The organism is Pseudomonas sp. PDM03 (genome assembly GCF_014852385.1).
GTDB lineage: Bacteria > Pseudomonadota > Gammaproteobacteria > Pseudomonadales > Pseudomonadaceae > Aquipseudomonas > Aquipseudomonas migulae.
The window spans coordinates 115,908-129,796 of sequence record NZ_JACVBM010000011.1 but is presented as its reverse complement, the minus strand read 5'-3'; the positions used below and the strand labels follow the sequence as shown (position 1 = coordinate 129,796).

At 59.9% G+C, this 13,889-nt stretch carries 11 protein-coding genes and 1 pseudogene; 6 read left to right on the top strand and 6 right to left on the bottom strand.

What is annotated here, in order from left to right; translation table 11 throughout:
* Positions 1-205 precede the first annotated feature (205 nt).
* A complete protein-coding gene (locus IB254_RS16820; protein WP_008025116.1) occupies positions 206-976 on the top strand; it encodes a ParA family protein in 771 nt (256 codons plus the stop codon).
* A 134-nt stretch (positions 977-1,110) separates the two neighbouring features.
* Here the strand turns inward: IB254_RS16820 and trxC are convergent, their stop codons facing one another.
* Positions 1,111-1,545 (bottom strand): thioredoxin TrxC, encoded by a 435-nt coding sequence (trxC, locus tag IB254_RS16815; RefSeq protein ID WP_192418138.1) that lies wholly within the window; start codon positions 1,543-1,545, stop codon positions 1,111-1,113.
* A gap of 266 nt (positions 1,546-1,811) precedes the next feature.
* Between trxC and IB254_RS16810 the strand changes: the two genes are divergently transcribed.
* Together IB254_RS16810 and IB254_RS16805 are read left to right on the top strand one after the other, a co-directional pair.
* Positions 1,812-2,081: a PbsX family transcriptional regulator gene (locus IB254_RS16810; protein ID WP_192418137.1), complete on the top strand. Its 270-nt coding sequence runs from the start codon at positions 1,812-1,814 to the stop codon at positions 2,079-2,081.
* The gene (locus tag IB254_RS16805) at positions 2,081-2,443 is read left to right on the top strand and encodes a type II toxin-antitoxin system PemK/MazF family toxin (RefSeq protein WP_192418136.1); all 363 of its coding nucleotides are present in this window, start codon (positions 2,081-2,083) and stop codon (positions 2,441-2,443) included. Before IB254_RS16810 ends, IB254_RS16805 begins: the two co-directional genes overlap by 1 nt.
* Before the next feature lie 6 nt (positions 2,444-2,449).
* On the opposite strand, the gene selO is transcribed toward IB254_RS16805, so the two are convergent.
* The 5 genes and pseudogenes from selO to IB254_RS29905 form a co-directional block, all read right to left on the bottom strand.
* Positions 2,450-3,913, bottom strand: a complete 1,464-nt coding sequence (selO, locus tag IB254_RS16800; protein WP_192418135.1) for a protein adenylyltransferase SelO — start codon at positions 3,911-3,913, stop codon at positions 2,450-2,452.
* Between the two features lie 48 nt (positions 3,914-3,961).
* Positions 3,962-7,312, bottom strand: a complete 3,351-nt coding sequence (gene mscK / locus IB254_RS16795; RefSeq protein WP_192418134.1) for a mechanosensitive channel MscK — start codon at positions 7,310-7,312, stop codon at positions 3,962-3,964.
* 34 nt (positions 7,313-7,346) lie between these two features.
* Entirely contained in the window at positions 7,347-9,089 is a 1,743-nt protein-coding gene (locus IB254_RS16790) for a potassium/proton antiporter (RefSeq protein WP_008025108.1), read from the bottom strand.
* Between the two features lie 225 nt (positions 9,090-9,314).
* Entirely contained in the window at positions 9,315-10,178 is an 864-nt protein-coding gene (locus IB254_RS29910) for a methyl-accepting chemotaxis protein (RefSeq protein WP_407013414.1), read from the bottom strand.
* Positions 10,170-10,925: pseudogene (locus tag IB254_RS29905) on the bottom strand (MCP four helix bundle domain-containing protein); the annotation flags it as partial. The gene IB254_RS29910 and the pseudogene IB254_RS29905, both read right to left, overlap by 9 nt.
* A gap of 302 nt (positions 10,926-11,227) precedes the next feature.
* Here IB254_RS29905 and IB254_RS16780 point away from each other — a divergent pair.
* From IB254_RS16780 to IB254_RS16770, 3 genes are all read left to right on the top strand, one after another.
* Positions 11,228-11,437, top strand: coding sequence for a hypothetical protein (locus tag IB254_RS16780; protein WP_008025106.1), 210 nt, complete (start codon positions 11,228-11,230; stop codon positions 11,435-11,437).
* Positions 11,434-11,736: a cell division protein ZapA gene (locus IB254_RS16775; RefSeq protein ID WP_192418133.1), complete on the top strand. Its 303-nt coding sequence runs from the start codon at positions 11,434-11,436 to the stop codon at positions 11,734-11,736. Before IB254_RS16780 ends, IB254_RS16775 begins: the two co-directional genes overlap by 4 nt.
* A 100-nt stretch (positions 11,737-11,836) precedes the next feature.
* Positions 11,837-13,771, top strand: coding sequence for a methyl-accepting chemotaxis protein (locus tag IB254_RS16770; RefSeq protein WP_192418132.1), 1,935 nt, complete (start codon positions 11,837-11,839; stop codon positions 13,769-13,771).
* Positions 13,772-13,889 lie beyond the last annotated feature (118 nt).

Genomic DNA, 13,889 nt, shown 5'->3' with positions numbered 1-13,889 from the left:
GATTGGTTCGTGAAAAGCTGTCGTTTGGCCATTATCCACATCGGTGGACGGATGTCTGTCGGCGCCGAGAGCATTTTTCCGGACGAGAAGTCGGCTTTTTCAGTGAGTGTTTGCACCTGACTGCGTAGTCCCTGTGCCGGCGAGGTAGCTAAGCGACGCCGTGGACTACTACACTCGGTCATCTTTGATACACGGAGGTTTTGACATGCGGCGCGTGGTATTCAATCAGAAAGGCGGCGTAGGCAAATCCAGCATTGCCTGCAATCTGGCGGCGGTCAGTGCCAGCGAGGGCTATCGCACCCTGTTGGTGGATCTTGATGCTCAGGCCAATTCGACCCAGTACCTCACCGGGCTCACCGGTAATGACATTCCGATGGGGATTGCCGACTTCTTCAAGCAAACCCTGTCTTCAGGCCCGTTCTCGAAGAAAAACCAGGTCGATATCTACGAAACCCCGTTCGACAACCTCCACGTCATCACCGCCACCGCCGAACTGGCGGACTTGCAGCCCAAACTTGAGGCGAAACACAAGATCAACAAGCTGCGCAAACTGCTCGATGAGCTGGCCGAAGATTACGACCGGATCTACCTCGATACGCCGCCAGCACTAAACTTTTATGCGGTGTCTGCCTTGATTGCCGCCGATCGTGTACTGATCCCCTTCGACTGCGACAGTTTCTCGCGTCAGGCACTGTACGGTCTGCTGGCGGAAATCGAAGAATTGAAGGACGACCACAACGAAGGGCTGGAGGTCGAGGGTATCGTCGTCAACCAGTTCCAAGCCCGCGCCAGCCTGCCGCAGCAGATCCTCGACGAGCTGATTGCCGAAGGGCTGCCCGTGCTGCCGGTGTACCTGGGCACTTCGGTGCGCATGCGCGAATCGCATCAGGCCAACACGCCGCTGATCCACCTCGACCCCCGGCACAAGCTGACCCAGCAATTCGTCGAGCTGCATAGCCTGCTCGAAAACGCCTGATCTTCCCGGCACCACCGAACCCCTGTGGGAGCGAGACCGGCTTGCCGGCGATAGCGGTGTGTCAGACAACATCAATGTTGAATGACAGATAGCAATCGCGAGCAGGCTCGCTCCCACAATTGATCGCGGTGTTCTTAAATCCCCTGACTACGCAACCAGCTCATCAACTGCGGCAACGGAAACGCCCCGCTCTGGCGTGCCACTTCCCGGCCGTTCTTGAACAGAACCAGGCTCGGAATCGAGCGAATCCCCAACTGCGCCGACAACTGCTGATTCGCCTCGCTGTCCAGCTTGGCCAGCCTGCATTTGCCCGCCAACTGACTGGCTGCCTGCTCAAACACCGGCGCAAACGACTTGCACGGCCCGCACCAGTCTGCCCACACATCCACCAGCAACGGCAGATCGCCCTTGATCTGACTGGCGTAGTCACCTTGTTTCAATTCGAAAGGCTTGCTCAGCAAGACCTCGGCTTTGCAGCGCCCGCATTTCGGCTGATCGCCGAGGCGCTCGGCGGGGATGCGGTTGAGGCCGTTGCAGTGGGGGCAGGGGATCAGGAGTGGGTCGGACATAATCGGGCTCTGAATAAATGGGTAATCAGTGAAGCTGATCTGGAGTCGAATGAAGCTTTTATCAAGCTGGAAAAGGTTTCAGTTGGGTGCTGCGATGTCGCAAATGCTCACATATTTCGGGCCTTCAGTTTGTTTCCGGTGGCTACGCTGGAGGCAACTACGTTCACCCCCTAATGAGGAATTCGCTTTTGTCTTTTTCCGCGTGCTACTTTTGTTGCACTCATCGAGAACTCGATATCTTTAAATTATCGGATAGGAGCGATCCCATGTCCGTGACATCGAAAATCCGGCGTCAAGGTGGTGCAGCCGTAATTACTCTGTCACCTACACTACTGAAGCTTTTGCACTTGGAGGTAGGGGCGCAGTTGGAGTTGAGCGTGGTCGACGGGGAGTTGATCGCTCGTCCGGTCAGACAGCCACTTCGCAAACGCTACAGCCTCGCCGAATTGCTTGAGGGTTCTGAGGAAGTAGCCGAGCTGAACGCGCAGACAGCATTTGCACGAGAGGGCGATCCAGTCGGCCGGGAGCTGGGCTGATGGTTAGGCGGCAAGCCCCGCAGCGGGGTGATGTCTACTGGATTGATCCAAATCCGGTTGCGGGCCGGGAGATGATGAACCGGCATCGCTTCGTGGTGATTACGCCCAGGGAAATAAACTCGCTCGGAGTGAGCATGACCGTGCCGATAACCAGTGGTGGGAGCTTTAGCCGAAACTCCGGATTGGCGGTCATAGTTTCTGGTCACGAAACGAACGGCGTTGCAGTGTGCAACCAAGTACGCAGTTTCGACATTGAACAACGAGTCCGTGATGGCTCGGCCAAATTTATCGAGCGACTGGATGACGTCACGATGGCCGACATCGTCGCTCGTGTTGTCAGTGTCATCGATCCTTTGGATTGAACTCCCTCAAGACGAACAACTGATCTCCAAATGCTTCCCCCACTCCGGTGGCCGTTCGGCGTAACCCTCCATCCCCGGCTGCTCATCGAACGGCCGGCTCAGCACCGCATGCAGCCGGCGAACCTCTGAATAGTCGCCGCTCTCCGCCGCATCGATGGCTTTCTGTGCCAGGTAGTTGCGCAGGATGTAGAGCGGATTGACCGCATGCATCCGTTGGCGGCGTTGTGGCTGGTCCACTTCACCTTCGCGGGCAACACGGGCGACATAGCGTTCTGCCCAGGCATCAAAGCCCTTGATGTCGACGAAGTCGTCGCGCAAGCGGGCGACGGCCTGCTCGGGTGACTCCTCGCCGAGGCGGCGGAAGAACAGGCTGTAATCGACGCCGCTGTTCTGCATCAGTTGCAGCAGCTGTTCCAGCAGTTTCTGGTCATCGTCTTCGGCGGTGGTGAAGCCGAGGCGACGGCGCATCAGGTCAAGGTAGTGAGCCTGGAACAGCGGCAAATACAGGCCGAGGGTTTCGCGCAGGGCTTCGACGCTGATGAACGGCGTCAGCGCCTGGGCCAGGGCGCTGAGGTTCCACTGGCCGATCGGCACCTGGTTGCTGAAGGAATAACGGCCCTGATCATCGGAGTGGTTGCAGATGAAGTTGGCGTCGAAGTCATCGAGGAAGGCGAACGGGCCGAAGTCGAAGGTGATGCCGAGGATCGACATGTTGTCGGTGTTCATCACGCCGTGGCAGAAGCCATAAGCCTGCCATTTGGCGATCAGCTCGGCATTGCGCTCGACGATTTCGCGGAACATCGCCAGGTACGGTTCTGACTGTTCGAGGCATTCCGGGAAGTGCATGGCCAGCACGTGCTCGCCGAGCTCTTTCTGCTTTTCGGGGCGTTTGGTGTAGTAGAAATACTCGAAATGCCCGAAGCGCACATGGCTCGGTGACAGGCGCAGGATCATGGCTGCGCGTTCCTGTTTTTCGCGCCACACCGGCGTGTCGGAGCCGATCACGCACAACGCGCGGGTGGTCGGGATGTTCAGGGCATGCAGCGCTTCGGACGCAAGAAACTCGCGGATCGACGAACGCAGCACCGCACGGCCATCGCCCATGCGCGAAAAAGGCGTCTGGCCGGCGCCCTTGAGGTGCAGGTCCCAATGCTCGCCGGCCTCGTTGTAGACCTCGCCCAGCAGCAGTCCGCGACCGTCGCCCAGCTGTGGGTTGTAGGAACCGAACTGATGCCCGGAATAAACCATCGCTCGCGGCACCGCGTCAGCCCAGAGCTTGTGGCCGCTGAACAGCTCGGCGAATTCGGGGGTTTCGGCCACGGCCGGATCAAGGTCGAGCAGCGCCATGGCGGCAGGGCTCGCGACGACCAGGCGCGGGTTTTCGATGGGCTCGGGCAGTACGTGGGCAGAAAACGTATCGCCCAGGCGATCGAAGCGATTATCGAAGGTCAGTTCGTCGAGGGCTTTCACCGGCCATCTCCAGCAGAATGTCCGAGCATTCTGCTAGGGATAGGGCGGTTAGTCGAGTTTGGCGGGCGGCGGCTCTTGCAGCGGTTTGCCATCGGCCATCGGCACGATGGTTTTGGTTTCCGGCTCGATGGGCACCATTTTGTATTCCTGGCCGTGCAGGTTCTTCAGGTAAACCTCCATCTGCCGGAACGAAATGTTGATGTGCTGCTTCTTGAACTCGCGGTTGATGAAGCGGTTGACCTCATCGAGTACCGGGTTGCGGTCGCCGAGGTCGCGCACATGCATGCGCAGCTCGTGGTCGAGGGTGCTTTCGCCGAAGTTCAGGAAGTACACGTGCGGCTCCGGATCCTTCAGCACGCGCGGGTTGTCCCGGGCGGCTTTGAGCAGCAGTTCTTTCACCAGGTCCAGGTCTGAACCGTAATCGACGCCGAGCTTCAAGGTCACCCGGGTAATGGTGTCGGTCAGCGACCAGTTGATCAGTTGCCCGGTGATGAACGTCTTGTTCGGGACGATGATGTCCTTGCGGTCGAAGTCGGTGATGGTCGTGGCGCGGATGCGGATCTTGCTGACCGTGCCCGACAGGTTGCCGATGGTGATCGTGTCGCCGATCCGCACCGGGCGTTCGAACAGGATCATGATCCCGGAGATGAAGTTCGCAAAAATCTCCTGCATCCCGAAACCAAGTCCCACCGAAAGCGCCGCCACCAGCCACTGCAACTTGTCCCAGCTCACGCCGAGCGTGGACAGGGTCGAGACGAAACCGATGCCGGCGATCACGTAAGACAGCAACGTGGTCGTGGCGTAGGCGCTGCCCTGCGCCAGGTTCAGCTTCGACAATACGAACACTTCCAGCAGCCCTGGCAAGTTGCGCGCGAGGGCGAAGGTGATGCCGATGATAATCAGCGCACCCAGCATGTCGCCGATGCTGATTGGCACCATGCTCATGTTGGCGCCGGTGCCGCTGGTGTATTCGTAGAGGGTGATGTTGTCGAGGTACGAGAACACCGAAATCAGATCGGACCAGACCCAGTACAGCGCAGCGATGAAGCCGCCGAGCAGCGCCAGGCGAATCAGGCGCAACGACTGCTCGTTGACCTTCTCGATGTCCAGGGTCGGCTCTTCGATCACCGCTTCGCCATCGCCGGCCTCTTTCGCTGCCTGACGTTTGGCCAGGGCGCGCTGGTAGGCGAGACGGCGTGCCGCAACGCTCAGGCCGCGGACGAACGTGGCTTCGATCACCAGCCAGAACATCAGCAGGTAAAGCGTGTTGATCAAGCGGTCGCTGAGCTTCAGCGCGGTGTAGTAGTAGCCGAAGCACACCGCCACAAACAACGCGACAGGCAGGACGGTAAACATGACCCCGACCGCTTTGCGGAACAACGAGGCGTTTTCGTGCGTCGGGCTGCTGATCAGCAATCGGCTGAGCAGCCAGGTCATCAAGGCGTAGCAGATCAGTACGACCGGCATGCCCAGCACGTCATCGGCCAGCCCCGCCGGTTGCAGCTCGGCAACGGCCACCACTGCGACCAACGCCATGACCACCAGCCCGAGACGACGGATCCAGCCCTGGAGGAATTCGACCTGAGGCTTTTCCCAGCGGAAATGCAGTTCGGCGACGCCGCCCGGCGCGAGGATCCGGTAGGCGGTGTAGAACACCAGCCAGGCCTGAGCCATTTGCAGCAGCGCCGCGCCCATGTTGGCGTTCTGCCCTCGAGCGTCGATTTGCAGGGCCAGGCCACACAGGGCCAGGCCCAGCGCAACCGGCAATGCCAGCAGAATATTGATCAGAATCGCCTGCGGCGTGTGCAACTGGCTGTCACGCTTGAAGTGGCCGATGTCCTGGTGAACCTTGTTCAGTCGGGCATACAGGCTTTTGCGCCGCCACAGCAGGGCGCCGATCACCAGTACCAACGGTAGAAACAGCAGCGGTCGCTGAGTCAGGCCGTCAATCAATTCACTCACGCTCGACGCCAGCGGCAGGGTCGCCACCTGGCGTTGCAGACGTTCCGGCACGCCGCGCATCCATTCAAGATCGAGCGGCTTGTTGCTGGGAATCCAGAACATCTGTTCGTCGAGGGTCGCCCGCAGGCTTTGCGCGGTGCTGAGCAGTTGCTTCTGATTGAGTTGCAGCGTGATCGATTCGTTGAGCACCGCGCTCAGTTCGCGGTTCAGCCGCTCCAGCAGGTCGGCGCGGGTCGTGGCCAGTTCCAGCAGGCTCTTGCGCAGTTGCGGGGTGACTTGCTCGGGCGGCTGAGTCGACAGCAGGTTGTCGACATAGGTCGCCGGGTTGCTGAGCAATTCCCGTTGCTGGCTGACTTCGAACTGATACAGGCGAATGTCGGCGATCTGGTCGGCCAGGTCGCGGTCGACCTTGAGGCGCGGCAGGCCTTGCTTCTGTTTGTAGAGGATTTTCGACAGCAGCAGGCTGCCCTTGAGCACGCTGATTTGCTCGTCGAGGGCCGAATCGCTCTGGGTTACGTTGTCGAGTTGCTGCTTGGTTTGCAGGTTCTGCTGGGTGACTTCGTTGAGACGGTCGGTGCTCTTGAGCAGGTAGTCCGAAAGCTTCAGGTTTGCCGCACTTTCGGTGGCCAGCAGGGCGCTGCCGCCGGACTTCTGCGCTTCGATGGACTGCTGCGTCACCGTCTCCTGGGACTGGGCCAGGCGTTTCTGGTTGATCAGGTTTTGCAGCTCCTGGATTTCGCGATCCAGGCGGTCGGATTTTTCCGAGAGCAAGTCATGCTGGCTGTTGCCCAGGTCCTGCAATTGGCTGTTGCCGGCCAGTTCCTGGCGACGTAGCGGGATCAGCGCATTGAGTGCCGCAAGTTCGGCATTGAGCAGGTCGCGCTGTTCGCCGCTCAAGGTCTTGCCGTTGTCTTTGCCTAGCTTGAGGATGTTATTGATCTGCTGGATGCGCGTCTGGCTGGTGGAAATTTCAGCCTGGGCGCGCTCAGGGCGGGTCTGGGCGGTAATGACCAGGCTGTTCGCATCAGCCAGGGCTTTTTGCAGATCACTTTGCTGGGTCGCGCGCTCGGTCAGCATCTGCTCGAGCTGCTGCACGGATTCTTTGCCGTAGCGTTGCGCCACAGGGATGGCGCTGCTGGCTTTCAGGCGCGTCAGTTCGCGCTGGTTCTCGATGTTCTGCTTGGGCGCGGTAGCGAGTTGCTGCTTGAGATCGGCCAGCTTGCGCTCGTAATCACGCTTGTTGTTGAGCTGGGTCAGCGTGCTTTGCAGCAGCGTTTGCAGGGCTTTCTGATCGGCTTCCGGCAGTTTGCGGTCGGCGATCTTGTCCAGGCTCGCCTGCACGGCTTCGCTGGACGGTGGTTCCGCCGCTTGCAGTGTGCCGACAGACAGACTCAAGCCCAGCAGGGCCATGATGAAAAAGGTGCGCAGGGTTGGCATAGAGACCGATCGAAAACGAGACGAAGAATGAAGTTTAGAGGAAGAGTCCCGGACCCGGGCGACTTCCTTCGGGGAATCTGACGCCCACTTTGCCGATCTTGTTCCCCTCCATGACCGCGACGGTCCAGATGGTGTTGTTCCATTCCACCTGGTCACCCACGACTGGCGCACCGCCCACTTTGTGAGCAATGAAACTGGCCAGAGTCATATCCGGATCGATGCCTTCGACTTTCAACCCGTACAGGGCAGCAACCGCCGCCAGCTGGGCATCTCCTTCGAGTACGAAGTCGCCGAAGAAACGCAAATCGAGGCCTCGTTGAGGCGCCTGGCTAAACAGTTTTCCAAGGGCCGGCAGGTTGTGTTCGTGGCCGATTACGCAGAGCAAATCATCGACTTCGAGCACCGTACTACCCGACGGATGGAGCAGTTGCTGGCCACGAAACAGTGCGGCGATGCGTGTGCCTTCGGGCATTTTCAGTTCGCGAAGGGGCGAACCGATGCACCATTTTTCGGCGCCGAGGCGATAAACGAACAGCTCCCACTCGCTGGTGACATGCACTTCCAGGGCTGAGCGCGAGATAGGCGCAGGTTCCGGTGGCACCGTCACCTTTAACAGTTTGGCGATCCACGGCAGGCTCGTCCCTTGTACCAGCAGCGACACCAGCACAATAAAGAAGGCGAGGTTGAAGTAGAGCTGGGCGTTGGGCAGGCCGGCCATCAGTGGGAACACCGCCAGAATGATCGGGACCGCGCCGCGCAGGCCGACCCAGGAAATGAAGGCTTTCTCTCGACCGTGGAAGGCCTTGAAGGGCAGCAGGCCGACCAGCACCGACAGTGGCCGTGCAAACAGGATCATCCACAGCGCCAGGCCCAGCGCGGGCAGGGCAATCGGCAGCAAGTCGTGCGGCGTGACCAGCAGGCCCAGCACCAGGAACATGCCGATCTGCGCCAGCCACGCCATGCCGTCGAGCATGTGCAGAATGCCGTGGCGGCTGCGTACCGGACGGTTGCCGATCACCAGGCCGCACAGGTAAACCGCGAGGAAACCGCTGCCGTGCAGGGCGTTGGTCAGGGCGAACACCACCAGGCCGCCGGCGATCACCAGAATCGGATAGAGGCCGGTGGCCAGATTGATCCGGTTGACCAGTTGCAGCATCAGCCAGCCGCCGCCGAGCCCGATTACGCCGCCGATGCCGAACTCGCGCAGCAGGTGGGTCAGCAGGCTCCAGTGCAGGCCGGTCTGGCCGCTGGCGAGCATGTCGATCAGGGTGACGGTGAGGAACACCGCCATCGGGTCGTTGCTGCCGGATTCGATTTCGAGACTGGCGGTGACCCGTTCGTTCAGGCCTTTGCCGCCGAGCAGCGAGAACACCGCCGCAGCATCCGTGGAGCCGACGATGGCGCCGATCAGCAGGCCCTGGATCAGGTTCAGATCGAACAACCACGCCGCGGCCATGCCGGTCAGCCCGGTGGTGATCAACACCCCGACCGTGGCCAGCGACAGCGCCGGCCATAACGCCACGCGAAAACTCGACACCCTGGTACGCAAACCGCCGTCGAGCAGGATCACTGCCAGTGCGAGGTTGCCGACCAGATAAGCCGTTGGGTAGTTATCGAAAATAATCCCGCCGCCATCGACGCCGGCGGCCATGCCCACGGCCAGGATGATCACCAGAATCGGGATGCCGAGGCGGGACGAAAGTGAGCTCACCAGAATGCTCGCACCTACCAGCAACGCGCCGATCAAGAACAGGCTGTTGATGGTCGTCGCATTCAAAGGCAATACTCCAGAAAGCTGAAAGGCGGGCACACACTGACCATGCAGTCTGCGTGCCAGCGATTCTAACCTGTTGAAATGTGATGCTGTCAAAAAGCTTTTGCAGATCAAAAGCCCTACGCGAAATCCGCCATTACGCAATCCCCTGTAGGAGCCGGCTTGCTGGCGATGGCGATTTCACAGACGCCATCGCCAGCAAGCCGGCTCCTACAGGGGGGGGGCGGGTCAGAGGCTGAACCGTCCAACCATCGTGTTCAGGTCCACTGCCAGTCGCGACAGCTCGTTGCTCGCCGCGCTGGTCTGATTGGCGCCGGTGGCCGATTGCACCGACAGATCACGAATGTTCACCAGGTTACGGTCCACTTCACGGGCCACTTGGGCCTGTTCTTCGGCCGCGCTGGCGATCACCAGGTTGCGTTCGTTGATTTCGACGATGGCGCTGTTGATTGTGTCCAGCGACATCCCTGCGCCGCGAGCGATGTTCAAGGTCGACTCGGCGCGCTCGGTGCTGTTGCGCATCGAGTCCACCGCGTGCTCTGTGCCGGTCTGAATGCTGCCGATCATGCGTTCGATTTCGCTGGTCGATTGCTGAGTGCGGTGCGCCAGTGCACGCACTTCGTCCGCCACCACCGCAAAACCGCGCCCGGCTTCACCGGCACGGGCCGCTTCGATGGCGGCGTTCAAGGCCAGCAGGTTGGTCTGGTCCGCCAGGCCACGGATCACGTCCAGTACCTTGCCGATGTCGCGGGATTCATTGGCCAGATCGCCGATCAGTGTCGCCGTGCTCTGCACATCGGCGCTCATGCGTTCGATGGCGCTGACGGTTTCCTGCACCAGATCACGACCGTCGCCGGCCGACGTGGTGGCGTTTTTCGACGCTTCCGAGGTGCTCACCGCGTTGCGCGCGACTTCTTCCACGGCGCTGGTCATTTCATTGACGGCGGTGGCGGCCTGTTCGATTTCATTGTTCTGTTGGGTCAGGCCACGGGCGCTTTCGTCGGTGACACTGTTGAGCTCTTCAGCGGCGGAGGCCAGTTGCGTGGCCGAGCCGGAAATCCGCTGCAGGGTGTCACGCAGCTTGTCCTGCATCTTCGACATGGCCAGCAGCAAACGGCCGGCTTCGTCTTCGCCATCAACGGTGATCGGGCGAGTCAGGTTACCTTCGGCAATTTGTTCGGCAGCGCTCAAGGCATTGGCGATTGGCTTGGTGATGCTGTTGGTCAGCAGCCAGGCAAACAGGACGGTCAGGCCTGTGGCGATGACCAGCAAGGTGATCACCAGATTGAAGGCCGAATCATATTGATCGGCAGCGCGCTGATTGGTGTCGAGGGACTGCTGGGTGTTGATCTCCAGCAAGCGATTGAGCACCGCGTTGACAGCTTCGGAGTTGGTCAGCAGATCGGTGTTGAGCAAGGTGCGCAGTTCATCGACCTGGTTGTTGCGCGACAGGGTTTTCATCCGGTCTTCGATCTGGCGGTACTGCCCCAGCAACTGTACGTATTGATCGTAGGCTGCACGTTCCTGCGGGCTGCTGATCAGCTTTTCGTAGGTCGCCTGAGCCGCACGAATCTGTTGGTTGCGCGACTCCAGCAGCTCCATGGTTTTCTGCTGAACGTCGGGCTCGCGGTTCACCAGCAAACGGTAGGACAGCACCCGCAGACGCAAGGTGAGTTGAGTGAACTCGTCGAGGCTTTTGATACTCGGCACGCTGCTCAAGGTGATCTCCTCGGCAGCACCGCGAATCTTGCTCATCTGGTTCAAGGCAAAGACCCCCAGAACCAGCATCAGGCCGCCAATCAGGGCGAAACCGAGGAACGCCCGCGGAGCGATATTCATATTACGAAGGGACATGGTGTTTACCGAAAAGAGCGCACCTGTGCGGCGCTGAGACTGACGTATGGATGACTTATCGGTCATACGACTAAAGTCTTGAGGGGCTGCGCGTATTTGTCGCAGTCAGACCGTTACAGAAACTATGGCGACGAAGTGCAGGAACCAGATCCGCCAATCACAGTCTTTAAAGTTCGCGAGGAAGGTCGCCCGCCAGGAAAATCAAGGCCTTGCGCCCCATTAACCCTGGCATCCGTGGTGACTTTTCTTTATCGTACGCGCCCCTTGAAAATGCTTGGAAAATCAAAATGTTGGAAGCATCCCTAAGCCAATTGGAACAACTGGTCAGTGACCTTGTTCAACAGAACCAGACCCTGAGTGCAGAACTGGCCCAGGCCAAGGATGAAAACGAAAGCCTGCAACTGAGCCTGATGGAACAGGAAGAGAAACAAGGCGCCACCGCCGCCCGCATCCAGGCCCTGGTTGAACGCGTCAGCGCCGGCCCGGTCAGCGCATGAGTGTCGGCGCCGCAGGGGTAAAAGTCGTCTCGATCCTGGGGGAGGACTATTCGATCAAGGCGCCGGCCGGGGAAGAGCAAACCCTGCTGGACGCCGCAATGATGTTGAAAGCCGCTTTGGCCGACACCAAAAGAAAGTACCCGACGCTGATCGGTGACCGCCTGCTGGTGCTGGCCGCGATGAATCTGTGTTCTCAGCAGATCGAAATGAAAAAGCAGCACAAGCTCGAACTCGACCGTTACCAAGAGCAAGTCAGCGCCACGGTTGAAGTGATCTCCAAGACGATCAATCAAGCCTGATCGGCTTTGCGCACAACCAAAGAATAAATTGTCGTTTGCGTTGTATACAATCGGCACGGCTGTTGCAGTGTTTCAGCCTCTTATTCTTTGGGGGTGCTCCATGCAGTTCTGGCGTCGCAGTATTCAATGGCAGTTGATCCTCAGTATGGGCACCGCCCTGCTGGTCAGTATTCTGATCGTGGTTGGCGTTTATACCCTCGTGGTCAACCGTCTCGCCCAGAGCTACCTGGTCGAACAAGCGCTGCCGTCGAGCATCGAAGCGATGCGCAACGACATCGAGCGCATCCTCGTGCAACCCCTCACCGCCGCCAAGGACATCGCCAGCAACAGCATGGTGCGCGACTGGCTGGCCGGGGGTGAAAACAGTGACCAGACCGCCGCGTTCGTGCAGTATCTGGAGGGCATCCGCGCCGAACACAAAGCCTTTACCGCGTTAATTGTCGGTACGGCTTCAAACCACTATTTCACTGAAAAAGGCCTGGACCGCAGCCTTAGCCGTTCCAATCCCAAAGACGCCTGGTTCTATTCGTTCCTCGACAGCAACCAGCCGCGCACCCTCAATATCGACAACGACACAGCCACCGGAGAATTGGCGCTGTTCATCGACCTCAAGGTCGAGCAGGCCGGCAAAGTCGTGGGCGTTGCCGGGCTTGGCCTGAGCATGAAAGAGCTGTCGGAGCTGATTCACAACTTCACCTTCGGTGAGCGCGGCAAGGTCTATCTCGTGCGTTCCGACGGTTTGATCCAGGTTCACCCCGAAGCGCAATTCAGTGGCAAGCGCACCTTGGTCGAGCAAATCGGTGCGTCGGCCGCGCAGGCAGTCATGGGTCAAAAAGCTGCCAGCAGCAGCTTCGTGCGTGATGGCGAAGACTTCCTCGCGTTGAGCCTGCCGCTGAGGGACTTGGGCTGGACCCTGGTGGCCGAAGTGCCGCAGTCGCAGATCTACGCCGAAGCTCGCCGCGCCATGTGGATGAGCAGCGGCATTGGCCTGGCGGTGGCGCTGGTGTGCCTGTTGCTGGTGGTGTTGCTGGCCCGTGGGTTGGTGCGGCCGATTCGTCAGGTAACAGCGGCGCTGGTAGCCATCGGTAGCGGTGGTGGAGATTTGACCCACCGGTTAGATTCCAGCCGCGCCGATGAACTGGGTGACCTGGCGCGCGGCTTCAATCGATTCCTCGACAGTCAGCGCGAGATGATCGGCGAAGTGCTGACCACCAGTGAGCGTTTGCGCACCGCCGTCAGCCAGGTGGCGAAGGTTGTGGACAACACCGCCGAACGCTCCGGGCGTCAGCAGGAAATGACCGACATGGTCGCCACCGCCGTCCACGAAATGGGCCTGACCGTGCAGGAAATCGCGCAGAACGCCGGTAACGCGGCAGTTGCCTCGCAGGATGCTCGCGATGAGGCGATGCAGGCGCGGGAAGTGGTCGGTGGGTCGATCCGACATATTGAAAGCATGTCCGATGAAATCGGTGTGGCCGCCAGTGCGGTGGGCGAACTCGCGGATCAGGTGGCGTCGATCGATCAGGTGTTGGCGGTGATTCGCGGGATTTCCGAACAGACCAACTTGCTGGCGCTTAACGCGGCCATCGAAGCGGCGCGGGCCGGGGACATGGGGCGCGGGTTTGCCGTCGTGGCAGATGAAGTGCGGACGCTGGCGCGGCGAACTCAAACGTCCACCGATGAAATTCAGCAAATAATCGGCAGCCTCAAGCAAGGTGCGGAGAACGCGGTGTCGTCGATGCACACCGGCCAAGCGGCGACCGGCACAGGTGTCGAATCGAGCCAGCGCACCGGGACGTCGCTGACCGCGATTACCGGGCAGATCGAGCGCATCAGCGACATGAACCACCAAGTCGCGACCGCGACGGAAGAACAGTCGGCGGTGACCGAAGAGATCAACCGCAACGTGCAGGGGATTTCCGACCTGGCCCGGGCGACAGCGGGGGAGGTCAGGGCTTGCCGGGAGGATTGTCAGACGTTGCAGCGGTTGGCTGATGATTTGGCGCGGCAGATGGGCAGTTTCAAGTTGAGTTGACTCGCAGGACGCTATCGCCGGCAAGCCGGCTCCTACAAAGTTGTGATCGAGCACGAATCTGCGCTCAACACTGACCCTTGTAGGAGCTGGCTTGCCAGCGATTGGATTTCAGCAGCAC